Here is a 23032-nt window from a genome sequence, read left to right as displayed (position 1 = left end):
AATGACGATGAAGATCATGACCTGTCCGGTGAATGGGGCGCGTCCGGTGTCGGAGTTCACGTACTGGGGCGAGATACGGCCGATGCCCGACCCGCAAGTCGCCGACGATGCGCAATGGGCCGACTACGTGTTCTGCCGCAACGGCGCTGCGGGCGTGAAGCAGGAGTGGTGGTGCCACACGTCGAGCAACACGTGGTTCATTGCCGAGCGCGATACTGCGAAAGATCTCGTGCTGCGTACCTACCTTGCCGGCGCGGAGGCCTGAATGCGTCTTATACCTCATCGCGGCGAGTGGATCACACGCAATACGCACATCGGCTTCTCGTACGAAGGCAAGCACTATAGCGGCCTTTCCGGCGACACGATTACAAGCGCGCTGTGGGCATCGGGCGTGCACGTGCTTGGCCGCAGCTTCAAATACCACCGGCCGCGCGGCGTGCTGTCGCTCGCCAATCACGATGTCAACGTGATGCTCCAGGATGGCGCGAGACTGAATGTTCGCGCCGACGTGACGGCCCTGACGCGCGGCGACTGGCATTCGGTCAACACGTTCGGCGGCGTGGACGCGGATCGCGGGCGCGTCATTGGCAAGCTCGCTGCGTTCCTGCCCGTCGGCTTCTACTACAAGGCGTTTCACAGCAAGCGCTGGTTTCCGCGCTGGGAACGCATGTTTCGTGCGATGACGGGCCTCGGCACGGTCGACTTTAAAGCGCCGCATATTCGCACACCCAAGCGCTATGGATTCTGCGACGTCCTCGTGATCGGTGCGGGTCCATCGGGTCTTTCGGCGGCGCTCGCTGCGGCTCAACAGGGGGCGGACGTCGTCATCGTCGACGAGAACGCGCGCATTGGCGGCAGCGGCGGCTATCAACTGGGCGGCGACGAGACGCGATTCGAGCGGGCCCGCGAGCTGGAGACGGCTGCGCTTGGGCACCCGCGCATTCGCGTGATGACGCAAACGCTCGCGGGCGCGTATTACGCCGACCTGTGGGTGCCCCTCGTGGAGCCGACGCGCATTACGAAGATGCGCGCGAAAGCGGTGATCGTCGCGAGCGGCGCATTCGAGCAGCCGGCCGTGTTTCGCAACAACGACCTGCCAGGCGTGATGCTGGCTTCGGCGGCGCAGCGGCTCGCGTATCGCTACAGCGTCGCGCCCGGCAAGCGGGCCGTGGTGCTCACGGCCAACGCCGATGGCTATCGCGCGGCGCTGGACATGCTCGCGCGCGGCATTCCGGTCGCGGCCGTCGTGGACCTGCGTGCATCGCACAAGTGCCAGGAACTCGAACGCCTTCTGAGAGCGAAGGGTGTCGACGTGCTGATGTCGAGTTGCGTCGTCGAGGCCGTGCCGGACGCCAAGGGCGGCCAGTTGACCGGCGTGCGCGTGGGCGCGTTTTCGGCGGAAGACGGTTTGCGCGCCTCGACGGTCGCCACGCGCCTGATTGAATGCGACACGTTGCTCATGAGCGTCGGCTGGGCGCCCGCGGCGAACCTGCTGTACCAGGCCAACACCAAGATGCGCTTCGACCACGACATCGAGCAGTTCGTGCCGGAGCAATTGCCGCCCGGTGTCTTTGCCTGCGGGCGGGTCAATGGCGTGTATACGCTCGACAGCAAACTGCTTGACGGCGCGCGCGCTGGCATTCAGGCGGCGGCGCATAGCGGCTTCTGCGATGTGAAGACGGCAAACGCGGCCCATTCGCGTCTCGCGGAACAGGAATCGCCTTCTCATCCCTGGCCGATCGTGGGCCACAGTTCCGGCAAGAACTTCGTGGATTTCGACGAGGACCTGCAACTGCAGGACTTCGCGAATGCGGTTCAGGAGGGTTTCGACAACATCGAACTGTTGAAGCGCTTCTCGACCAACGGCATGGGACCGAGCCAGGGCAAGCACTCGAACATGAACGGCTTGCGCATCCTTGCACGGCTCACCGGCAAGAAGCCGCAGGAAGTCGGCACGACGACGGCGCGGCCGTTCTTCCATCCGGTGCCGATGTCGCATCTCGCCGGCCGTGGTTTCAATCCCGAGCGGCGCACGCCTTTGCATGCGCAGCATCAGTTGCTCAACGCAGTCTGGATGGCGGCAGGGGTCTGGCAGCGGCCGGAGTACTACGCGGTCCCGGGCAAGGCGCGCGGGGCATGCATCGAGGAAGAAGCGCTCGCGGTGCGCAATGGCGTGGGCATCATCGACGTGGGCACGCTCGGCAAGATCGAGGTGCGCGGGCCGCAAGCCGCCGAGTTTCTCGAACGCGTGTACGTGTCGAAGTACGCGGGCCTGAAGCCCGGCATGACGCGCTATGCGGTGATGTGCGACGAATCGGGCGTGGTGATCGACGACGGCGTGATCGCGCGCCTCGCGGATGACCACTTCTACTTCACGACGACCACCTCGGGGGCGGCCGCGATCTATCGCGAGCTGTCGCGGCTCAATACGATCTGGCAACTCGATTGCGGCATCGTCAACGTTACGGGCGCGTTTGCGGCGGTCAATCTCGCTGGCCCGGCGTCGCGTGCGGTGCTCGGCAAGCTCGTCGATCTCGATCTGTCGTCTACCGCGTTTCCGTATCTCGGTGTGCGCGTGACGGGCGTCGCGCTCGGTCAGCATCGCGTGCCGGCACGGCTGATGCGGGTCGGCTTCGTCGGCGAATGGGGCTACGAAATCCACATTCCCGCCGAATACGGGGCGGCGCTCTGGCGCACGCTGCTCGATGCGGGCAAGGAACACGGCATTCGTGCGTTCGGTGTGGAGGCTCAGCGTCTGTTGCGCCTGGAGAAGGGCCACGTGATCGTCAGCCAGGACACCGATGGCCTGACGACGCCGCGCGACGCGGGCATGGAGTGGGCCGTGAAGATGGACAAGCCGTTCTTCGTCGGCAAGCGCAGCCTGCAGATCATCGACAGTGCGCCGGCCAAACAGCGTCTCGTCGCCTTCGCGCTGGACGTGGGGCAACGCGAACCCGGGCTGCGCGAGTGCCATCTCGTGATCGATCGCGGCGAGATTGCGGGGCGCGTAACGAGCGTCGCATGGAGCGCGAGCCTGAACAAAACGATCGGTCTCGCCTTCGTGCGACCGGATCAGGTCGAGCCCGGCACGTGCATCAGCTTCCGTTTGACGGATGGCCGGATGGTGAGCGCAACGGTTGTCGCCACACCGTTCTACGACCCGGAGAACGAGCGCCAGAAAGACACCGTCACGACCAAGGCGGCTTCGCCGAGAAAGGAGACCGCATGAACGCGCCACTTCGAATGAGCCCGCTTGGCGATGCACGCAAGCCGGCCAGCCTGCGATGGAGCGTGCGCGACGACATGCGTGTCGACGAGCAGATCGATGACGCAGACAGCGCGCGGGCCCAGATCCTCGGGATCGCCGACGTCTCATACCTTGCCCGCACCGGCTTCAAGGGCAAGGGCGTGGCCGACTGGCTGCGTGCGCAGGGCATTCCCGTGCCGGCGCAGCCCAATAGCTGGGCGCCGCTCGCAACCGGGGGCGTGGTGTTGCGGCTCGGTCTCGCCGAATACCTGATCGAAGATGGTCTCGTTCAAGGTAGCTCGGCGCCGATGTCGCATCTCGATACGCCCGTGCATGTGTATCCCGTGCTGCACCAGGACGTCGCGCTCGCGCTATGCGGCGAAGCGGTGCACGAGTTGTTGCTGCAAACCTGCAATGTCAACTTCGGCGCGCTCGACCTGGCGGCCCGGCCAGTCGTGCTGACCTCGATGGCGGGAGTCGCCGTCACCGTCATGCCAGGCGCCCGGGCAGGCAGGCCTTACTACCGGATCTGGGCCGACGGAACGTACGGGCTGTATCTGTGGGAAACCCTCTCGGGCATTGCCGCCGAGCTTGGCGGCGGTCCGGTCGGGATCGCCGCGATGACCGAAATCGATCAGTCGCCATCCCGATAGTGAGCATGTGGTCGACGCGGGCGCGAACACGGGCCAGCGTTCTCCGAAACCCCTGGACTTTTCACGTTTGAGGACATTCACATGACCCCCGAATCCGCCCGCAAGTTTCTCGCAGAGAACGAGGTGAAGTACATCCTCGCCCAGTTCGTCGACATTCACGGCGTAGCGAAAACGAAGTCCGTGCCCGCCGCTCACCTGGACAGCATTCTGACGGCAGGCGCCGGTTTCGCAGGCTTCGCCGTGTGGGGGCTCGGTATCGATCCGCAGGGTCCCGACTTCATGGCCGTCGGCGACATCGACACGTTGCAGCTCGTGCCCTGGCAGCCGGGCTACGCCCGCATCGTCTGCGATGGCCATGTCAAGCGCGAACCCTGGCCGTTCGAAAGCCGCGTGACGCTCAAGAAGCAGGTGCGCCGTCTCGAAGAACGGGGCTGGATTCTGAACACGGGCCTCGAGCCCGAGTTCTCCCTGCTGCGCAAGGGCCCCGACGGCGCGATCGTGCCGTGCGATCACACCGACGCGTTGCCCAAACCCTGCTATGACTACAAGGGGCTTTCACGTTCGCGCGAGTTCCTCGAACGCCTCACCGATGCGCTCATCAAGGCAGGCATCGATGTCTATCAGATCGATCACGAAGACGCCAACGGCCAGTTCGAGATCAACTACACGTACACCGATTGCCTGAAGTCCTGCGATCACTACGTCTTCTTCAAGATGGCGGCCGCGGAGATTGCCAACGAACTCGGCTTGATCTGTTCGTTCATGCCGAAGCCCTTCGCGAACCGGCCCGGCAACGGCATGCATATGCACATGTCGATTTCGGACGGCAAGAAAAACCTGTTCGCCGACGACCACGACGCGAACGGCCTCGGTCTTTCGAAGCTCGCGTATCACTGGACGGCGGGCATTCTCAAGCATGCCGCGGCGCTCACGGCGATCTGCGCGCCGACGGTCAATTCATACAAGCGTCTTGTCGTTGGCCGTTCGTTGACGGGGGCGACATGGGCGCCCGCCTACGTGAGCTATGGCGACAACAACCGTTCGTCGATGGTGCGCATTCCCGGCGGCCGGATCGAACTGCGCCTGCCCGACGCCGCGTGCAATGCCTATCTCGCGACGGCCGCCGTGATCGCAGCCGGGCTCGATGGCGTCGAGAACCGTCTCGAGCCAGGCAAGCCGTGCAATGCCAACCTCTATGAAATGTCCCCGCAGGAACTCAAGGAGAACGGCATCAGCATCCTGCCGCAGAACCTCTCGGCTGCGTTGCACGCGCTGGAGCACGACGAAGTGATGCTCGAAGCGCTGGGGCCGGCGGGCGGGGAATTCCTGCGTCTGAAGAACATGGAATGGATCGAGTACATGCGCCATGTGTCGGACTGGGAACAGAAGACCTACCTCGAATTTTTCTGATTAAAAACCGGGACGGTTTGTCGCCTTGAATGTGATCGCGAGGAGAAAACGATGTGTGGAATTGTAGGACTACTTGTTAAAAAGCCTGAGCTGCGGGAGCGGCTCGGCGAATTGATGGTGCCGATGTTGCTGGGCATGACGGAACGGGGGCCGGATTCGGCAGGGTTGGCCGTGTTCACGGAGCCCGCCAGGAATGGCATGCGCAAGATCAGCCTCTACTCGGGCCTCACCGATGAGGGCGCCGACTTCAACTGGCAAGGGCTCGCGCATGAGCTGAACGAGCACCTCGGCGCGAAGGCATCGGTGCATGCGAAGGACAACCACGCGATCCTGACCGTCACCATCGATCCCGAGACGGTCAAGCACTGGATCCGTGAAACGCACCCCCGGCTGCATGTGCTGTCGACCGGCCGCATGATCGACCTGTACAAGGACACGGGTACGCCCGGCCAAGTTGCGGACCGCTACGCTTTCAGCGGCCTGACGGGCACGCATCTGGTCGGCCATACGCGCATGGCGACGGAGTCCGCCGTGACGCCCGACCGGGCCCACCCGTTCACGGCCGGCGAAGACTTTTGTCTCGTGCACAACGGCTCGCTGTCGAACCCCAATGGCGTGCGGCGCATGCTCGAACCGCATGGCATTCGCTTCGACACGGACAACGACACGGAAGCGGCATGCCGTTTTCTGGAATACCGGCTGCGTGAGGGCGACGATCTCGAAACCGCCTTGCAAAAGGGCTTCGAGCAGCTCGACGGGTTCTACACGTTCCTGATGGGCACACCGGACAAGCTTGCACTGATCCGCGATCCGTTCGCGTGCAAGCCCGCCGTGGTGGCCGAGACGGACGACTACGTCGCCATTGCTTCCGAGTTCCGCTCGCTCGCGCACCTTCCCGACATCAAGCATGCGCGTGTTTTCGAACCGGCCCCAGAGGAGATGTACGTATGGAAAGTATGAACTTCGACCTGGCGTCCGCCTCGGTGACGGACGTGAATGGCTTCCTGCATCGTGAAGCCGCGCAAGCGGGCACGCGCAAGGTGTTCATCTCCAATCCCGATGGCGCGCACAACATCGCGGTGGGGCTCGATTTGCCCATCGAAGTGGAGATCGACGGCCACGCGGGCTACTACGCGGCCGGCATGAACAAGGAAGCGAAAGTGACGATCTCGGGCAGCGCCAGTACGGGTGTGGCCGAGAACATGATGAGCGGGCGCGTGCATGTGAAGGGCTTCGCCTCCAATGCGGCGGGTGCGTCGGCGCACGGCGGTCTGCTCGTCATCGAAGGCGATGCGGGCCTGCGTTGCGGCATCTCGCTCAAAGGCGCGGACATCGTCGTGAAGGGATCGGTCGGCAGCTTTTCCGCGTTCATGGCGCAGGCCGGCCGGATCGTGATCTGCGGCGACGCGGGCGATGCGCTGGGCGACTCGCTGTACGAGGCGGTGATCTACGTGCGCGGCAAGGTCAAGTCGCTGGGTGCCGATGCGCGTGAAGAGCCCATGCAGGGCGCGGACGTGGAAGCCGTTGCGCAACTGTTGCGCGCGGCGGGTCCAGCATTCGCCGAGTTCGACCCCAAGGAATTCAGACGCGTGGCATCGGCTCGCTCGCTGTACCACTGGAATGCCGACGCGAATCAGGAATATTGAACCAGGGACCCCGCCATGGAAATCAAGCCCGTACACATGAAACACATCGCCACTGAAGAGTCCTGGGGCTTCGACCGCAAGACGATCGACTATATCCAGAACGCCGCGGCACACGGACTGTATGAGATCCGTGGCCTTGGGGCGAAGCGGCGCGTGCCGCACTTCGACGACCTGCTGTTTCTCGGCGCATCGCTGTCGCGCTATCCGCTGGAGGGATACCGCGAGAAGTGCGTGACGAAGACGGTGCTGGGCACACGCTTCGCCAAAAAGCCGATCGAACTCGCGATTCCCATCACGGTTGCAGGCATGAGTTTCGGTGCGCTATCGGCCAATGTGAAGGAGTCGCTCGGCCGTGCGGCCACGGAGATGGGCACCTCGACGACGACTGGCGACGGCGGCATGACACCCGAAGAACGGATGTCGTCGAAAACGCTCGTCTATCAGTGCCTGCCGTCGCGCTATGGTTTCAATCCCGACGACGTGCGCAAGGCGGACGCCATCGAGGTCGTGATCGGACAGGGCGCGAAACCGGGTGGCGGCGGCATGCTGCTCGGCCAGAAAATCTCGCCGCGCGTGGCAAAGATGCGCACGCTGCCCGAGGGTATCGACCAGCGCTCGGCATCGCGCCACCCGGACTGGACGGGCCCCGACGATCTGCAGATCAAGATCCTCGAACTGCGCGAAATGACCGACTGGGAGAAGCCCATCTACGTGAAGGTAGGCGCTACGCGCACGTTGAATGACGTCAAGCTTGCGGTGCATGCTGGTGCGGACGTGATCGTCGTCGACGGCATGCAGGGCGGTACGGCCGCCACGCAAACCTGCTTCATCGAGAACGTTGGCATTCCTACGCTTGCCGCCTTGCGTCAGGCCGTCGATGCACTCGAAGACCTCAACATGAAGGGGCAGGTTCAGCTGATCATCTCCGGGGGCATCCGCAGCGGCGCCGACATTGCGAAGGCGCTGGCGATGGGCGCCGACGCGGTTGCGATCGGTCAGGGGGTGCTGGTATCGCTTGGCTGCAATAGCGCTTCGTATGTCGAAGACGGCCACCATGTCAACGCGCTCGACGACTACGCGCGCCTCGGCACGGCGCCTGGCTTCTGCCACCATTGCCACACGGGCAAGTGTCCCGTGGGCATCACGACGCAGGACTCGGTGTTGCAGGAGCGTCTGAAACCCGACGTCGGCGCGAAGCGTCTGAAGAACTACCTGAAGACGCTGAACATGGAGCTGACGACGATCGCGCGAGCGTGCGGCAAGCAGAACGTGCACCACCTGGAGTTGGAGGACCTCGTGGCGCTCACGGTCGAAGCGGCGGCGATGGCCCGCGTGCCGCTCGCCGGGACCAACTGGATCCCTGGCGTGAACGGCGCACGATGACGGCGCAACTGATCGACGGCCGCCACCTCGCGCGACGTCTGCGCACGCGCTTTCGCGAGCGTGTGGCGGCCTTGTCCGCGCGAGGTGTCGTGCCCGGTCTCGCGGTGGTGCTGGTCGGCGACAACGCGGCGTCCGAGCCGTACGTGGCGAACAAGGTGAAGGCGTGCGAGGATTGTGGCGTACGCTCGTTCATGCATCGCTTTCATGTGGACTGCCGCGAGGCGGAACTGCTCGACCGCATTGCCGCCCTCAACGTCGAGCGCAGCACGCACGGCATTCTCGTGCAGCTCCCGCTACCGCCACAGATCAACGTGCGGCGCGTGCTGGAAAGCATCGTGGTCGACAAGGACGTCGACGGTTTTCATCTGTACAACGTGGGCGCGCTGGTGGTGGGCAACTCGATCTTTCCGCCTTGCACGCCATACGGGGTCCAGCTATTGCTCGAAACGACGAGCATCGACGTGGCGGGGAAAAACGTCGTGGTGGTCGGCGCGAGCAATATCGTCGGCAAGCCGATGGCGCTGATGTTGCTGCAGAAGGAAGCGACCGTCACCGTTTGCCACGTGAAGACGCGGGATCTCGCACAGCACACGATACACGCCGACATTCTCGTCGTGGCGGCGGGCAAGCCCGGGCTCATCAAGGCGGAGATGGTGAAGGAGGGGGCGATCGTCATCGACGTCGGCATCAACCGGATGCCGGACGGACGCATTGTCGGCGATGTCGACTTCGAGCCCGTGCGCGAGCGGGCAGCGTGGATCACGCCGGTGCCGGGCGGCGTGGGCCCGATGACGGTCACGATGCTGATCGAGAACACGCCGCGCTCCGCCGAACGCTTTGCGGACGGCCAGGCGTTTCACCCGCCGCAGCCTTTCTGGCAGGTGCCGGCAAGCTAAGCGAATCATCAATCTTCTCTATACAGTGCGTTTCAGGCGGTCTGCGGACCGCCCATTTTATTTTGACTAGCGGTTGTTGTCATTGCCGATCGCGCTGGCCGTCGCGAGCAATGCCTCGGCCATCCGGATGCTGGCGGCATCGATCAGGCGGCCATCCAGCGATACCGCGCCTTTGCCTTCCTTCGCGGCCTGCGCCATGGCGTCCATGATGCGGCGTGCCTTCGTCACCTCCGCTTCGGCGGGTGTGAATACCTGGTTCGCGTGTTCGATCTGCGACGGATGTATCGCCCATTTGCCTTCGTAGCCGAGCACGGCGGCGCGGCGGGCTGCTGCAACGTATCCATCGGGGTCGCTGAAGTCGCCGAACGGGCCATCGATGGGACGCAATCCATACGCGCGGCATGCGACCATCATCCGCGTTTGTGCGGCATGCCATTGATCGCCCCAGAAGTAGTCGCGTTCGCCACGCTCGTTTTTGTCGGCGAGGACGCCGTAGTCCCGATTCACGCCGCCGATCACCGTCGTGCGCGCGCGCGTCGAGGCCGCATAGTCCGCGACGCCGAACGACATGGCCTCGAGACGCCGGCTCGACTGCGCGATGCTCTCGACGTTCGCCATGCCGAGCGCGGTTTCGATCAGCACCTCGAAGCCGATCCGCCGGTCGCGTTTGCGCGCCGTTTCGATCTGCGTGACGAGCATGTCGACGGCATACACGTCGGCCGCCACGCCGACCTTGGGGATCAGGATCATGTCGAGGCGCGGGCATGCCTCGACGATATCGACGACATCGCGATACATGTAATGCGTGTCGAGGCCGTTGATGCGGACCATCATCGTCTTGTTTCCCCAGTCGATGTCGTGGAGGCCTTCGATGATGTTCTTGCGTGCCTGCTCCTTGTCGTCCGGCGCGACGGCGTCTTCGCAGTCGAGAAAGATGATGTCCGCGGCCGAACGTGCGGCCTTTTCGAACATCGCGGTGTTCGAACCGGGGACGGCCAGCTCGGAGCGGTGCAGCCGTGCTTTGGCCGGCTCGATGACAGTGAAACTCATAGTGAAGTCTCCTGGATTGTCCAATAAGCGCTGACCGGCGCAAGAGCGCTCAGCCCGTTGCGCCGAAGCCTGAAGCGATGCAGTTGATGGAAAGCAGCAGGGGCACCTGATACGCCCGGCGCTGCCGTTCGGTCGTCGCCGTGCGGTAAAGGCGCAGCAGTTCGATCTGTTGCCGGCTGATGAGGTCGATGGCGGGCAGGCGCCGCTGGAGGCGGGCGCTGAACCTCGGAAAGCGCGTGCCCAGTCCGGCCGAACCCGTGACGGCCTGCACCCTCTTCACAGTGAGCCGGTATTCGGCTTCGACCTGCGCAAAGATCGTGTCGCGGATGTGCGGATCCTCAACGAGGTTCGCGTATTCGCGCGCGATCACCAGGTTCACCTGAGCCAGCGTTTTCTCGACTTCATCAATGACGAGGCGGAACACGCGTGACTCGTGGAACATGCGCCGGAGCAGCTCGGCTCCGCGCTCTTTGCGCACCGCGAGAAAACCCTCTATCGCGCTGCCGACGCCATACCATCCTGTGAGCGCATGCCGGTTTTGCGCCCATGCGAACACCCATGGAATCGCCCGCAAGTCTTCGAGGCTTTTCGCGCCGAACCGGCGGGCAGGGCGTGAGCCCATGTTCAGCATCGACAGTTCTTCGAGCGGGCTGGCGGCCTGGAAATACGCAAGCATGCCAGGCTGCTCGATGAACTTCACATAGGCGGCCCGCGACGCGCCGCTAAGCGCTTCCATCGCCTCGTCGAATTCGCCCCTGGGCAGCAATGCGTCCTCCCGCTCGGACTTGAGCGTGTGTTCAAGCACGCTCGATGCAAGCAATTCGACGTGATACTGCGCCGTGCCGCGATTCGCGTACTTGAACGAGACCACTTCACCCTGTTCGGTGACGCGAAAACGCCCGTTGACCGAACCGGCCGGTAGCGCGGCAATGGCGCGCCCAGCCGGAACGCCGCCACGGCTCACCGATCCACCGCGTCCATGGAAAAACGCAATCGCCACGCCCAGCTCGTCGCCAAGCCGCTTGATCTTCGTTTGCGCCTTCGACAGTTCCCAGTTGCTGGCGAGGAAGCCGCCGTCCTTGTTCGAATCGGAGTAGCCGATCATGACTTCCTGCACGCCGCCTTGCGCGCGTAGGCTGCGACGGACCATTGGCACGGCCAGCAACTCGCGCAGGATCTCGGGTGCGCGGCGCAGGTCGTCGATGGTTTCGAGCAGCGGCACGACGGGCAACGTGCAGCTCTCGACGCCGAGCGTGTCGGAAAAGAGGCCGGCTTCCTTCGCCAGCAGATAGACGCCGAGCACGTCGCTCGCGCGATGCGTCATGCTCAGGATGAATGCGCCGAACGCATGGCGGTCCACCCGTTGACGCATGTCGAGCACGGTACGGAACATCTGTAGCGTCTGCGCTTCGTCGGGCGGCAGCGACTCGAACCGGTGGTTCCTTTGCTCTGCGCTGTCCGATGGCTTTGCCAGCTCGCCGATCAGCCACGCTTTCCATTCGGGCGAATCGCTCGCGGGCGGTTCGCTCGCGGTCCCGCATGTCGCGCGCCACAGCGCGCGCAGCGTTTCCCCGATGACCGTCGTGTTCTGGCGCAAGTCGAGTTGCACCGTGCTGAAGCGAAACGTCTCGACTTCGTGACGCAACGGCCGCACGAGCATCCGCGCGAGCTGGTGGCTTTGCGTCGCGAGCAGCGCCTGCTCGATCACAAGCAGGTCAGCCGCCAGATCGTCCGCGCTCGCGTAGGCGCCCGCAACCGGCGAATCGTGGCTCGCCTGGTTGCTCTCGGCGAGCGTGGCATCGAGACGGCGCAGGATGCAGGTCAGGTATTGGCGGAACAGCTCCCCCGGATTGCGCGATGCGATCGGCCCGGGTTCGCCGCTGCGCGTCAGCGCGCGAGCCAACGCCGCGTGGAAACTGTCCGGTACGGGCAGCGCTTCTGACGTGATGCTGAGCATTTGCGTCAGTTCGACGAGACGCAGGCGGTAGCGCTTGAGCGACGCAGCCCGGTGCTCATGCAAGGTGGCGCGCGTCACGCTGTCATCCACGAATGGATTGCCGTCGCGGTCTCCGCCTATCCACGAGCCGAACTGGAAAAAGCGCGGCATGTCGAATCGCTCGCCCGGATAACCGCGTTCGAGCGCGCTCTGCAGCTTGTCGATGAGTTGCGGCACGGCTTCGAAAAGCGTTTCGCCGAAGAAGTGCAGTCCCCATGCAACTTCCTGGGCGACGGTGGGCTTTTCCAGCCGCAATTCGCCGCTCATCCACAAGAGCTCGATGTCGTTGCGCAGCGCGAGGACGAGCGTATGGCGCTCTCGCGGCGTCCAGCGCGGGGACTCGAGTTCCATGAGACGACGGTAGATGCGCCGGTGGCTTTCGAGCACGGTGACGCGCTTCGCTTCGGTCGGGTGAGCCGTCAGTACCGGCCGCACCTTCAGGTGGCGCAACGCATCGCGCACTGCGGCGGCGGGCACGCCGGCGTCGGCGACTTCTGCGATGACCCGCGCGAACGAGTCGGGCAGCCGGTCGTAACCCCCTTCGATCTCGATCTCGCGTCGCCGGCGCATGGCGGTGCTCTGCTCGGCGATGCTGAGCAACTGGAACCACATTCCCTGGGCCTGCAGCATGCGCCGCAGGACGACGCGCGCGGTGCGATCGTCCATGCGTTCGCGCATCAGCTCGCTCATAGACTCGTGTGCGGACTCGCCACGCAACGCGCGTTCGACCTCGGGCTGACGGGCGCGCGCGATGTCGCACAGCAGTTGCGAAAGGAGATCGATCACTGCGTGCTCATAATGCTCCGCGCTGAGCGTTGGCAAGGACGCCGAGGCCGTTGCGAGCTTGTGCAGCCCGTCTTCGGCGGTGTGTCCGAGCGCAGGGAGGGGGCGCACAGTCTCGACGCGCGGCGGGTCGGACTGTGTTTCCGTGCCATAGCCCCAGTCAGGCAACGCGGCGCGTGACATGGTGTTCGAGCACAGAGGCAACCGTGGAGCCCAGGTCGGAGGCGCTGGGCGCCACCGCGAGGCCGTAGGACTGCATGATTTGCGCTTTTTCGGCCGCGCTGTCGCCCGCTGCCGAGATGATCGCGCCCGCATGGCCCATGCGCCGTCCTTTAGGCGCGGTCAAACCCGCCACATAGCCGACAACAGGCTTGGTCATATGCTCGCTGACCCACCTGGCCGCTTCGGCCTCTTGCGGCCCGCCGATTTCGCCGATCATCACGACGGCCTCGGTCTCGGGGTCCTGCTCGAACAACTTCAGGTGGTCCAGGAACGAACTGCCGTTGATCGGGTCGCCGCCAATGCCCACGCTCGTCGTGACGCCGAGGCCAAGCGCATTGAGTTGCGCGGCGGCTTCGTAACCGAGCGTGCCCGAGCGCGAGACGATGCCGACATTGCCGCGCCGGTAGATATGGCCGGGCATGATGCCGAGCATCGCGCGTCCCGCGCTGATGATGCCCGCGCAGTTCGGCCCGACCACCATGGTGCGGGTCTCCTTGGGATAGCGCAGGAGATAGCGCTTCACGCGCATCATGTCCTGCGCCGGAATGCCGTCCGTGATCACGCAGACGAGCTTCAGGCCCGCGTCGGCGGCTTCCATGATGGCGTCGCCGCAGTAGGGGGGCGGCACGAACACGAGGCTCGCCGTTGCGCCCGTTTCGCTCACGGCGTCTTTCACCGTGTCGAACACCGGGCGTTCGAGGTGATGCTTGCCGCCCTTGCCGGGTGTCACACCGCCAACCACGTTCGTCCCGTAGGCGATCATCTCCTTCGCGTGGAATGAGGCCTTGTCACCGGTGAATCCCTGCACGATGACGCGAGTGGTTTCGTCGATCAGGATGCTCATGTCGGTACTCCTTATCTGTGGTTGGCCGCGCGGCGCGCACGATGGGCTTTCGAGGCCTCAACGGCCTTTTGCGCCGCTTCCAGCAGCGAATCCGCTGCGATGATGGGCAGGCCGCTGTCCTGGATGATGCGTCGCCCCTCGTCGACATGTGTCCCCGCGAGGCGCACCACGAGCGGCACCGTCAGCCCGCGGGCCGCCTGGACGACGCCCTCGGCGACCCAGTCGCAACGATTGATACCGGCGAAGATGTTGACGAGCACGGCCGACACGTTGCGGTCCGAGAGCACGAGGCGAAACGCGGCCGCCACGCGCTCGGGCGATGCGCCGCCGCCCACATCGAGAAAGTTGGCGGGCTCGCCCCCGGCGTACTTGATCGTGTCCATGGTGGCCATGGCGAGCCCGGCGCCGTTGATGATGCAGCCGATATCGCCGTCGAGCCCCACATAGTTCAGTCCGAACTGGGTGGCCTCGGCCTCACGGGGGTCTTCCTGCGTCGGATCGCGCATCTCCGACACATGCGGATGCCGGAACAGGCCGTTGTCGTCGAACGATATCTTGGCGTCGAGCGCAATGACGCGATCGTCTTCGGTCACGACGAGCGGATTGATTTCGACCATCGTCGCATCGAGGTCACGAAACGCCCGATAGGCACCCATGATCGCGGACACGGCGCGGCTCACCTGCTTGATGTTCAGGCCGAGCCCGAAGGCGAGTTCGCGCGCCTGGAAGGGCTGCAAGCCGACGGCGGGCTCGACCACGGTCTGGAGCACGGCTTCCGGGTTCGTGCGCACGATCTCTTCGATATCCATGCCGCCGTGCGCCGAAACGATGACGCGCACGCGTTCGGCTTTGCGGTCGAGCACGATGCCGAGATAGATTTCCCTTTCGAACTTCTCCGCGACCTCGATGTAGACACGCTCGACGGCCTTGCCATCTGGTCCCGTCTGCGCTGTGACGAGGCGCTTGCCGAAGAGACCGGTAGCGGCTTCATGCACGTCGTGGTAGGTCTCGCACAGCTTGATCCCCCCCGCCTTGCCGCGCGCGCCAGAGTGGATCTGGGCCTTGACGGCCCAATGCCAGCCGCCAAGTTCCGTCGCGCAGTACACGGCCTGGTCCGGCGTGTAGGCGACCGCGCCGCGCTGGATCGGCACGCCGAACCCCGCCAGCAGGTCCTTGGCCTGATATTCGTGAATATCCATGTTGGTGTCTCCGGTGATTTGCGTCGAATTCGTTGCGAGGTCGCGCGTGGTTCCGTGCCGCTCAGACCACGAGATTGCGGGGCTCGCCGCGCGCGAATGCCTCGATGTTCTCGATCAGCTGGTCGGCGAGGAACTGCATGGCATTGCCGGAAGCCCAGGCGACGTGAGGCGTCAGGATGAAGTTGGGCAAGTCGAGCCCGAGCAGGGGATTGCCCGCGACGGGCGGCTCCTGGCTCAGCACGTCGAAGCCCGCTCCCGCGATCAGTCCTTCCTCGAGCGCGGTGGCCAGCGACGCCTCGCACACGAGGCCGCCTCGCGCCGTGTTGATCAGCAGCGCGCTACGCTTCATGAGGCGCAGTTCGTCGAGTCCGATCAGGTTGCGCGTGGCGGCCGTGAGCGGGGCGTGCAGCGAGATGACGTCCGAGGTGCGCAGCAGCGTGTCGAGCGAGACGTATTCGAGGTCCGGCGAGCGGGCGCGCTTCGCGTCGTGAGCCGCGAAGACGACACGCATGCCGAAGCTCCCGGCAATCTGCGCCGTTGCCTGGCCCAGCGCGCCGCCGCCGATGATGCCGAGCGTCGAACCGTGCAGGTCACGAATGGGATGGTCGAAGAAGCAGAACTGCTTGGCCTGTTGCCAGCGCCCGCGCGACACATCGCTGCGGTAAGCGAGCAGGTTGCGCCGCAACGCGAGGATCAGCGCGAAGGTATGCTCGGGCACCGTATGGGTCGCGTAGTCGCGAATGTTCGCGACTGCGATGCCGCGCTCGCGGCAGTACTCTGTATCGACACAGTCGTAGCCCGTCGCCGCCACGGCGATCATCCTGATCGACAGATGCCTGTCGAGCACGGCGGCGCGCAGCGGCACCTTGTTGGTGATGGCGATGGTCGCGCGTTCGAGCCGATGCCCGACCTCGTGTGACGACGTCGACGCGAACTGGACCCACCGGTGATCGAACGCCGGGCGACGGACATCGGCGTTCAGTGTCGAACGGTCGAGAAAGACGATTTCGTGTTGCATGATGTCGTGCCTGCCATAGAGTGATCGGAAGTGATCGGAAGAATTGCGACCGGACGCGCCTCGGCTCGCCGATTCCGTCGAGACCGCCGCAATCAGGCCACGGCGACCCGGCGCACTGCGGGCTGGGTGACAGCGTCCGCCGCGGCTTGCGCGTGCGGTGCATGGGTACGCCAGTACTGTCCGGCCGCACCCACCCCGCTGCCCGGGCAGACGTCGATGCCGGCATCGAGCATCGCCATCTCCGCGCCCGCAATCGCGCTCATCAGCATCAGTTCGTTCAGGTCTCCCAGGTGACCGATGCGGAATACCTTGCCGGCGACCTTCGAGAGCCCGGCGCCGAGCGCGAGGTTGTAACGGCGGAAAGCCGTGTCGATGACCTGTGCGGCGTTGAACCCTTCGGGCACCACGATCGCCGAGACTGTGTCCGAGTGCCACTTCGGCGCCTTTGCACACAACTCCAGACCCCAGCCTTCCGCGACGGCGGCGCGCACGCCAGAGGCCAGGTAGTGATGGCGTGCGAAGACCCGGTCGAGGCCCTCATCGAACAGAAGATCGAGCGCCGCGCGCAGTCCGTAGAGCAGTGACAGCGCGGGCGTGTAGGGGAAGTAGCCGGTTGCGTTGGCGCGCACCATATCGGCGAGATCGAAGTAGCAGCGGCGCGATTTCGCCTGGGCAATCGTCTTCAGCGCCTTTTGGCTCACACACAGGATGCCGAGTCCCGCAGGCAGCATCAGCCCTTTCTGCGAGCCGGTCACGGCGAGATCCACGCCCCATTCGTCCATGCGGAAGTCGATGCAACCGATCGAACTCACCCCGTCCACGAACAGCAAGGCGGGGTGGCCCGCGTCATCCATCGCGCGGCGCAGGGCGCCGATATCGCTCGTCACGCCCGTCGCGGTTTCGTTGTGGCACGCGAGGATGCCTTTGATCGTGTGCTGGCGGTCCGCTTTCAGGATCTCTCCGACCCGTTCGATGGGCACACCTTCGCCCCAATCGACATCGAGAATTTCGACGTCCAGCCCGAGACGCTGCGCCATATCGGCCCAAAGATGGCTGAACTGGCCAAAGCGCGGAACGAGAACACGGTCGCCTGGCGAAAGCGTGTTGGTGAGCGCCGCTTCCCACGCGCCCGTGCCTGACGACGGGAAAATGAAGGGCTGGCCGTCCACCGTCCGGTAGAGTGTTTTCAGATCGGAAAGCAGACCATGCGCGAGTTCGGGAAACTTCGTCGAGCGGTGATCTTCCATCGATACGACCATCGCGCGTTGCACGGCGTCGGGGATGTTCGTCGGACCGGGGACCGCGAGAATGTTACGTCCCGGGACGCGCGTGCCTGGCGTGTTCGACATGATTGTCTCCTTGGGTAATGGTCGTGAGAAATCGTGAGGAGTCGTCTGAAGCGTTCAGTGCGCGGTGTGCGCAGTTGCGTCGTCATTCGCGAACGCGCCGGTCGTCGTGGCGATGGGCCCATCGCGATAGACCGGAAACTTCGCGGTGAGGGCGAGCACGGCGTCGGCCGTGCGGCGGATGACGAGATCGTTGGCGGGCGCGTCCAGCACGTCGGCGATCAGATGGGCAAGCTCGCGCGTTTCGGTTTCGCGCAGGCCGCGTGTCGTGATGGCAGGCGAGCCGATGCGCACACCACTCGTGACGAACGGCTTTTGCGGATCGTTGGGAATGGCGTTCTTGTTGACGGTGATGAGTGCGCGGCCAAGCGCGGCTTCGGCCTCTTTGCCCGTCACGTTCTTCGCGCGCAAATCGACGAGGAACACGTGTGAGTCGGTGCGTCCCGACACGATGCGAAGGCCGCGCTGCTGAAGGGTTTGCGCGATGACACGTGCATTCAGGAGTACCTGTTGCTGGTATTGACGGAATTCACCGGTCATCGCTTCGCGCAGGGCGGCCGCCTTGCCCGCTATCACGTGCATCAGCGGGCCGCCCTGGATGCCGGGAAAGATCGTCGAGTCGATCGCCTTCGCCGCTTGAGCGTTGGCGAGAATCAGACCGCCACGCGGCCCGCGCAGCGTCTTGTGCGTGGTGGTGGTCACATAGTCGGCAATGCCGACCGGGCTGGGGTAGAGGCCGGCCGCGACGAGACCGGCATAGTGCGCCATATCGACGAGCAGCGTTGCGCCGACGCCGTCGGCGATCTCACGAAAGCGTTGCCAGTCGATCACAAGCGAATAGGCGGACGCGCCCGCGACGATCATGCGCGGCCGATGCGTCTGCGCCAGCTTGCGCACTTCGTCGTAGTCGATGACTTCCGTTTCCGGGTTCAGGCCGTACGACACCGCATTGAACAGCTTGCCGCTCACGTTGACGGAGGCGCCGTGCGTGAGGTGGCCGCCATGCGCGAGCGACATGCCGAGAATCGTGTCGCCCGGTTTGAGCGCGGAGAGATACACGGCCTGATTGGCCTGCGAGCCCGAGTGCGGCTGCACGTTCGCGTATTCGGCGTTGAAAAGTTGCTTCGCGCGGTCGATCGCGAGCTGCTCGACCACGTCGACATGTTCACATCCGCCGTAGTAACGCCTGCCCGGATAGCCTTCCGCATATTTGTTGGTCAGTTGCGATCCTTGCGCTTCGAGCACGGCGGGCGACGTGTAGTTTTCGGACGCGATCAGCTCGATGTGGTCTTGCTGGCGCTGAGTCTCGGCTGCGATAGCCCGATGCAACTCAGGGTCGGTCACCGCAATCGTGATTTTGTAGCTGAACATGGCTGAACCTCGCTTTAGTGGAGTCGTTCACTCGGCAACCCACGCGTTCCCTTGCCGCTTTTTTTCGGTCGCCTGGTTGGCATGCCTGTGAATCGATCGTAGTGCCGTGCACGCGAGAACACTCATTCGGCTTACTTATTCGACCCATAACCCTGCGTGCGAGCCTTACTGGACGGGCTCTTCGCCTTGCGGAGTACCCCTTCATGGGCATTGCGCGCCGAGGCCCGGCTGATAGAGTTGAGGCGTGAAATCAGGCCGCTTTTGAACGTGCGGCCCGGGCATTCGGGAGGCCAGGAAAGGCGATGCTGCATCTGACTTTGCGCCAGTTACAGGTATTCGAAGCGAGCGCGCGGCACCTGAGCTTTTCGCGTGCAGCCAGGGAGCTTCACCTGACTCAGCCTGGCGTTTCGTCGCAACTGAAGCAGCTCGAAGCGGTCATCGGCATGCCGCTGTTCGAACAGGTCGGCAGACAGGTGTTTCTGACCGCGGCGGGCAAGGAGCTTTACAACCATACGCGGCTGCTTCAGCAGCAACTGTCCGTGCTCGAAGCGTCGCTCGACCAGTTGCGCGACACGAAGCAAGGAAAGCTGAAAGTGTCCCTGGTCAGCGGCACGGCCAACCCGCTGGCGCTGCAGTTGATTGCCAATTTCTCGCGCGCGTTTCCTGGCGTGACGGTGAGCCTCTCGGTCGGCAACCGGGAGTGTGTCCTCAACGAGCTCGCCACCAACGAGACGGACCTCGCGATCATGGGGGCGCCCCCAGAAGGGCAAGGTTTGGTCGCGGTGCGTGTGGCGAGCAATCCGCTCGTGATAATCGCGCCACCCGATCACGCGCTCGCACGGGAGCGCCGCATTGCGTTGCATACGATCGAACGCGAAACCTTTCTCATGCGTGAACCGGGCTCAGGAACACGCCGGGCGATCGAGCGCTTCTTTGCCGAGCATCGCATTAATTTTCGGCCCGGCATGGAAGTGAGCAGCAACGAGGCCGTGAAATGGGCCGTGCAGGCGGGAATGGGACTGTCAGTCATTGCGCTGGCAACGATCATGGCGGAACTCGAAACGTTGCGGCTGAAGGTGCTAGACGTCGAGCACTTTCCGATTCTGCGGTATTTGTATCTGGTGCACAGAGAATCCAAGCAGCTTTCCTCGGCGGCGTGCGCGTTCAGGGAGAGCCTGATGAGTGGGGCGCAAGAAGCGGGCGAGCGTGTGGCAATGCAAGCGTAGGCGCCAGCGTTCCCGCGGCCAGAGCGGAAAGGAAGCCACAGGAAACCACATGAACATGATCGACAAGAACCTCGCGGCGAGACCCTATCTCGCTTCGTCGGGGATGGACGTGATCTTCATCGAGGGATTTCAGGGCGATACCGTCATCGGCATCGATCCCGACGAACTGACCGCGCTACAACCCGTGCGAATCGACCTGTGGGCCGGGGTGCCGCATAGCCACGCATGCGACACGGACGCGATCGCCGATACGATCGACTACGGCAAGGTGCGCGAGGCACTGCAATTGCGGCTCGTGAACCACGGGGTGAAATTACTGGAGGCACTGGCAGAGTCGATTGCGCAAATGCTATTGGCCGATTTCCACGCACATTGGGTGCGCGTTTCGATTGCGAAGCCTGCGAAGTTCGTGAACGTGAAGGCTGTCGGTGTGACTATCGAGCGCACCATACGATGGCCGTAAGCGGCGGCACCTATTGGGTCATATCTGCACGAAGGGCCGGGCGGCCGGGTCATGCGGGGTGAGGTCGGCAAACTGGCCTTCCAGCCACGCACCCGACTTTTCGATCAAAAAGCGGCGGAAGGCCACGCAGGTCGGAGACATCCGCTTCGCGTTCATGTGAACCACGTGCCATACACGGCTAATGGGCGTGCCGTTGACATGCAGGACCGACACTTCGCCTGCCAGCAGTTCAAGCCGTAACGTATGCAGCGGCAACACGCCAACGCCGATGCCCGCGGCCACCGCCTGCTTGATCGTTTCGTCGCTGTCGCACGTGAGAGTACGGGCTGGAGTGAACAGATGATGGCGAAACATTTCGCTCGCGACGTCCTCGGTATCGGAGCCTGGCTCACGCATCAGGAACGTGTCGTTGCGCAATTCGTGCAAGTCGAAGCAAGCCGCGTCGATAAAAGGGTGATTCGCGTTCGCGACGACGACATGCGGGTTGTACGCGAGCGGCTCGCTGTGCACATCGAGTTCGACGGGCGGGCGCCCCATGATGGCGAGATCGATTTCATTGTCCTGTAACTGGCGCAGCAATGCATCACGCTTGCCGATCGAAAAACGGATATCGACCTTGGGTTGACGTTCCACATAGCGCCCAATCTGCCGAGGAATGAAGTAGCGGGCCGTGCTGACGATGCCGATGGAGATATTGCCGGCATCCGCCGATGAAAGGCAACGCATGGCATCTTCGGCATCCTTGATGTCACCGAGAATGCGCTTTGCGTGGTGCGAAAGCGTTGTGCCGGCTTCCGTCAAGGCAATGCGCCTGCCGACGCGCTCAAAGAGCGGCAATCCGATTGCCTCCTCGAGTTGCTTGATCTGCATTGAGACGGCGGGCTGGGTCAGGTGCAGGGTTTCCGCGGCGCGGGCGAAGCTCTCGAATTGAGAGGCGGCAGAAAAGATCTGCAACTGACGCAGCGTGAGATTGCGAAGGAGATTGAGCATGATCGGCACTCCCTGAGGCGACAGATAAGCATCGCTTAAAGCGCAAGTAAAAACATTTGAGTTTTCCCCGAGTATGCGCTGGCTTACCTTTCTAGTCAGCAGTCCTGGCGAGCAACGGACGATCGAGGTCGCGATGAATGCACGAATTGAACCCGCTGAGCATGCGCAACCGGTTGGCGCAGGCAATCGACGCACCGTGGCGATCGTGACCCAGCCGACACTGGCGCTATTCCTCACCGCGCACCTCGACGCTGGCCCCGAGCAAGCGCTTGCCACCGGGCGGCATGAAGCGAATGCCGTCTCGCTGCATAGCGTGCTCCAGGGCATTGCGCAGGCGGCGAAGATCATTGCGACCCGTATCGCACAGGGTACGATCGTCGATTCGGAGACGCTAGAGGTGGCGAGTGCCTCGCCCGATCGCGGGTCATGCGTTGATGCCGCGCAGGAAGCCTTCATCGCGTTAAGCGAGTGCAGGGCGCAGAAAGCGGGCATTGTGCTGCCTTCCGGGCAGGCGAAGCATACGGCGCTGGCACGGCCTTATGTGCTGTTCGCCAGTCCGCTTGATAGCGCGGCCAGTATCGAATCGAACGTCGCCCTCGGAACCGTCTTCTCGATACGGCAGGCAGAGGCGCGAAGCCATGGCGGTGACTGCGAGATTGTCGGCACGAAGCAGATTGCCGCGGGCTACGCGCTCTATGGTCCCTCCACGATGCTGGTGATCACAGTCGGGCGCGGCACCCATGGATTCACGCTTTGCCGTCAACGGGGCGAATTCATGTTGACGCATCACGCGATGCGCATACCCGAACAAGGCCCCGTGGTCGCCGTCAATTGCGGCAACGAGCGCTCGTGGGAGCCGCCTGTGCAGCGTTATGTGAACGAGTGCCGTGACGGCAGCGCGGGCGTGCGCCAGCGCGATTTCGACACGCGCTGGATCGATTCGCTGGCGGCCGATGCGCACCGCACGCTGATGCGCGGCGGCCTGTGTCTTTTTCCGTGCGCAACGCACCAGGTGTCCCGCGCGGCACGCCAACCGTTGCTGTATCAGGCGCAGTCGCTCGCGTGGATCCTCAAACAGGCCGGCGGACTTGCCAGCTCGGGGCGCGGACGGATATTCGACGACGACGCCGATGCGTATGCACGCACGCCGCTATTTGTCGGCAGCCAGCGGGAAGTCGAGCGCATCGAGCGATACCACCGCGAACACGATCGAGGTGAAGACACGCCGTTTACGTCACCGCTATTCAATGAGCGCTCTCTATTTCGCCCTGAAGCGCGCGTGTAATTGG

19 protein-coding genes are annotated in these 23032 nt (G+C 63.9%); 11 read left to right on the top strand and 8 right to left on the bottom strand.

The genetic code is table 11. The features are described 5' to 3' along the window. The first annotated feature begins 7 nt into the window (after positions 1-7). The 8 genes from M3A49_RS32265 to folD all read left to right on the top strand — a co-directional run bounded on the left by M3A49_RS32265 (position 8) and on the right by folD (position 9235). Positions 8-265, top strand: coding sequence for a sarcosine oxidase subunit delta (locus tag M3A49_RS32265; protein WP_266232589.1), 258 nt, complete (start codon positions 8-10; stop codon positions 263-265). Continuing rightward, positions 266-3229, top strand: coding sequence for a glycine cleavage T C-terminal barrel domain-containing protein (locus tag M3A49_RS32260; protein WP_266232588.1), 2964 nt, complete (start codon positions 266-268; stop codon positions 3227-3229). Continuing rightward, a complete protein-coding gene (locus tag M3A49_RS32255; RefSeq protein ID WP_266232587.1) occupies positions 3226-3900 on the top strand; it encodes a hypothetical protein in 675 nt (224 codons plus the stop codon). The genes M3A49_RS32260 and M3A49_RS32255 overlap by 4 nt, the downstream gene beginning before the upstream one ends. Before the next feature lie 81 nt (positions 3901-3981). Next, a complete protein-coding gene (gene glnT / locus M3A49_RS32250; RefSeq protein ID WP_266232586.1) occupies positions 3982-5310 on the top strand; it encodes a type III glutamate--ammonia ligase in 1329 nt (442 codons plus the stop codon). A gap of 51 nt (positions 5311-5361) precedes the next feature. Next, positions 5362-6270, top strand: a complete 909-nt coding sequence (locus tag M3A49_RS32245) for an amidophosphoribosyltransferase (RefSeq protein ID WP_266232585.1) — start codon at positions 5362-5364, stop codon at positions 6268-6270. Next, positions 6258-6956, top strand: a complete 699-nt coding sequence (locus tag M3A49_RS32240) for a protein glxC (protein WP_266232584.1) — start codon at positions 6258-6260, stop codon at positions 6954-6956. The genes M3A49_RS32245 and M3A49_RS32240 overlap by 13 nt, the downstream gene beginning before the upstream one ends. 15 nt (positions 6957-6971) lie before the next feature. Continuing rightward, positions 6972-8339: an FMN-binding glutamate synthase family protein gene (locus tag M3A49_RS32235; protein WP_266232583.1), complete on the top strand. Its 1368-nt coding sequence runs from the start codon at positions 6972-6974 to the stop codon at positions 8337-8339. Then, a complete protein-coding gene (gene folD, locus M3A49_RS32230) occupies positions 8336-9235 on the top strand; it encodes a bifunctional methylenetetrahydrofolate dehydrogenase/methenyltetrahydrofolate cyclohydrolase FolD (RefSeq protein WP_266232582.1) in 900 nt (299 codons plus the stop codon). Before M3A49_RS32235 ends, folD begins: the two co-directional genes overlap by 4 nt. A gap of 66 nt (positions 9236-9301) precedes the next feature. On the opposite strand, the gene M3A49_RS32225 is transcribed toward folD, so the two are convergent. The 7 genes from M3A49_RS32225 to glyA form a co-directional block, all read right to left on the bottom strand. After that, entirely contained in the window at positions 9302-10285 is a 984-nt protein-coding gene (locus tag M3A49_RS32225) for an HpcH/HpaI aldolase/citrate lyase family protein (protein WP_266232581.1), read from the bottom strand. A 49-nt stretch (positions 10286-10334) separates the two neighbouring features. Beyond that, entirely contained in the window at positions 10335-13247 is a 2913-nt protein-coding gene (locus M3A49_RS32220) for a phosphoenolpyruvate carboxylase (RefSeq protein ID WP_266232580.1), read from the bottom strand. Next, a complete protein-coding gene (gene sucD, locus M3A49_RS32215; RefSeq protein WP_266232579.1) occupies positions 13225-14130 on the bottom strand; it encodes a succinate--CoA ligase subunit alpha in 906 nt (301 codons plus the stop codon). The genes M3A49_RS32220 and sucD overlap by 23 nt, the downstream gene beginning before the upstream one ends. A gap of 11 nt (positions 14131-14141) precedes the next feature. Then, entirely contained in the window at positions 14142-15329 is a 1188-nt protein-coding gene (locus tag M3A49_RS32210) for a malate--CoA ligase subunit beta (RefSeq protein WP_266232578.1), read from the bottom strand. 61 nt (positions 15330-15390) lie between these two features. Then, the gene (locus M3A49_RS32205) at positions 15391-16347 is read right to left on the bottom strand and encodes a D-2-hydroxyacid dehydrogenase (protein WP_266232577.1); all 957 of its coding nucleotides are present in this window, start codon (positions 16345-16347) and stop codon (positions 15391-15393) included. Between the two features lie 92 nt (positions 16348-16439). Continuing rightward, on the bottom strand, positions 16440-17696 hold the full coding sequence (locus tag M3A49_RS32200; protein WP_266232576.1) for an aminotransferase class V-fold PLP-dependent enzyme: 1257 nt from the start codon (positions 17694-17696) through the stop codon (positions 16440-16442). Between the two features lie 54 nt (positions 17697-17750). Further along, the gene (gene glyA, locus M3A49_RS32195) at positions 17751-19064 is read right to left on the bottom strand and encodes a serine hydroxymethyltransferase (RefSeq protein WP_266232575.1); all 1314 of its coding nucleotides are present in this window, start codon (positions 19062-19064) and stop codon (positions 17751-17753) included. 302 nt (positions 19065-19366) lie between these two features. On the opposite strand from glyA, the gene M3A49_RS32190 reads away from it, so the two are divergent. Continuing rightward, a complete protein-coding gene (locus tag M3A49_RS32190; RefSeq protein WP_266232574.1) occupies positions 19367-20290 on the top strand; it encodes a LysR family transcriptional regulator in 924 nt (307 codons plus the stop codon). Positions 20291-20339: 49 nt separating this feature from the next. Next, complete coding sequence (locus M3A49_RS32185) at positions 20340-20753, top strand: dihydroneopterin aldolase (RefSeq protein WP_266232573.1); 414 nt, start codon at positions 20340-20342, stop codon at positions 20751-20753. 18 nt (positions 20754-20771) lie between these two features. Here the strand turns inward: M3A49_RS32185 and M3A49_RS32180 are convergent, their stop codons facing one another. Further along, positions 20772-21743, bottom strand: a complete 972-nt coding sequence (locus M3A49_RS32180; RefSeq protein WP_266232630.1) for a LysR substrate-binding domain-containing protein — start codon at positions 21741-21743, stop codon at positions 20772-20774. Positions 21744-21876: 133 nt separating this feature from the next. Between M3A49_RS32180 and M3A49_RS32175 the strand changes: the two genes are divergently transcribed. After that, positions 21877-23028: a class 1 fructose-bisphosphatase gene (locus tag M3A49_RS32175; protein ID WP_266232572.1), complete on the top strand. Its 1152-nt coding sequence runs from the start codon at positions 21877-21879 to the stop codon at positions 23026-23028. The last annotated feature ends 4 nt before the right edge of the window (positions 23029-23032 follow it).

The sequence above is a fragment of the Paraburkholderia sp. CNPSo 3076 genome (assembly GCF_026343935.1).
GTDB classification, from domain to species: domain Bacteria; phylum Pseudomonadota; class Gammaproteobacteria; order Burkholderiales; family Burkholderiaceae; genus Paraburkholderia; species Paraburkholderia nodosa.
This window is presented reverse-complemented; position numbering and strand designations above follow the sequence as displayed.

Bases quoted from the DNA above. Each gene is read 5' to 3' on its own strand.
- M3A49_RS32265 (WP_266232589.1), top strand. From the start codon at position 8: ATGAAGATCATGACCTGTCCGGTGAATGGGGCGCGTCCGGTGTCGGAG.
- M3A49_RS32260 (WP_266232588.1), top strand. From the start codon at position 266: ATGCGTCTTATACCTCATCGCGGCGAGTGGATCACACGCAATACGCAC.
- M3A49_RS32255 (WP_266232587.1), top strand. From the start codon at position 3,226: ATGAACGCGCCACTTCGAATGAGCCCGCTTGGCGATGCACGCAAGCCG.
- glnT (WP_266232586.1), top strand. From the start codon at position 3,982: ATGACCCCCGAATCCGCCCGCAAGTTTCTCGCAGAGAACGAGGTGAAG.
- M3A49_RS32245 (WP_266232585.1), top strand. From the start codon at position 5,362: ATGTGTGGAATTGTAGGACTACTTGTTAAAAAGCCTGAGCTGCGGGAG.
- M3A49_RS32240 (WP_266232584.1), top strand. From the start codon at position 6,258: ATGGAAAGTATGAACTTCGACCTGGCGTCCGCCTCGGTGACGGACGTG.
- M3A49_RS32235 (WP_266232583.1), top strand. From the start codon at position 6,972: ATGGAAATCAAGCCCGTACACATGAAACACATCGCCACTGAAGAGTCC.
- folD (WP_266232582.1), top strand. From the start codon at position 8,336: ATGACGGCGCAACTGATCGACGGCCGCCACCTCGCGCGACGTCTGCGC.
- M3A49_RS32225 (WP_266232581.1), bottom strand. From the start codon at position 10,285: ATGAGTTTCACTGTCATCGAGCCGGCCAAAGCACGGCTGCACCGCTCC.
- M3A49_RS32220 (WP_266232580.1), bottom strand. From the start codon at position 13,247: ATGTCACGCGCCGCGTTGCCTGACTGGGGCTATGGCACGGAAACACAG.
- sucD (WP_266232579.1), bottom strand. From the start codon at position 14,130: ATGAGCATCCTGATCGACGAAACCACTCGCGTCATCGTGCAGGGATTC.
- M3A49_RS32210 (WP_266232578.1), bottom strand. From the start codon at position 15,329: ATGGATATTCACGAATATCAGGCCAAGGACCTGCTGGCGGGGTTCGGC.
- M3A49_RS32205 (WP_266232577.1), bottom strand. From the start codon at position 16,347: ATGCAACACGAAATCGTCTTTCTCGACCGTTCGACACTGAACGCCGAT.
- M3A49_RS32200 (WP_266232576.1), bottom strand. From the start codon at position 17,696: ATGTCGAACACGCCAGGCACGCGCGTCCCGGGACGTAACATTCTCGCG.
- glyA (WP_266232575.1), bottom strand. From the start codon at position 19,064: ATGTTCAGCTACAAAATCACGATTGCGGTGACCGACCCTGAGTTGCAT.
- M3A49_RS32190 (WP_266232574.1), top strand. From the start codon at position 19,367: ATGCTGCATCTGACTTTGCGCCAGTTACAGGTATTCGAAGCGAGCGCG.
- M3A49_RS32185 (WP_266232573.1), top strand. From the start codon at position 20,340: ATGAACATGATCGACAAGAACCTCGCGGCGAGACCCTATCTCGCTTCG.
- M3A49_RS32180 (WP_266232630.1), bottom strand. From the start codon at position 21,743: ATGCTCAATCTCCTTCGCAATCTCACGCTGCGTCAGTTGCAGATCTTT.
- M3A49_RS32175 (WP_266232572.1), top strand. From the start codon at position 21,877: ATGAATGCACGAATTGAACCCGCTGAGCATGCGCAACCGGTTGGCGCA.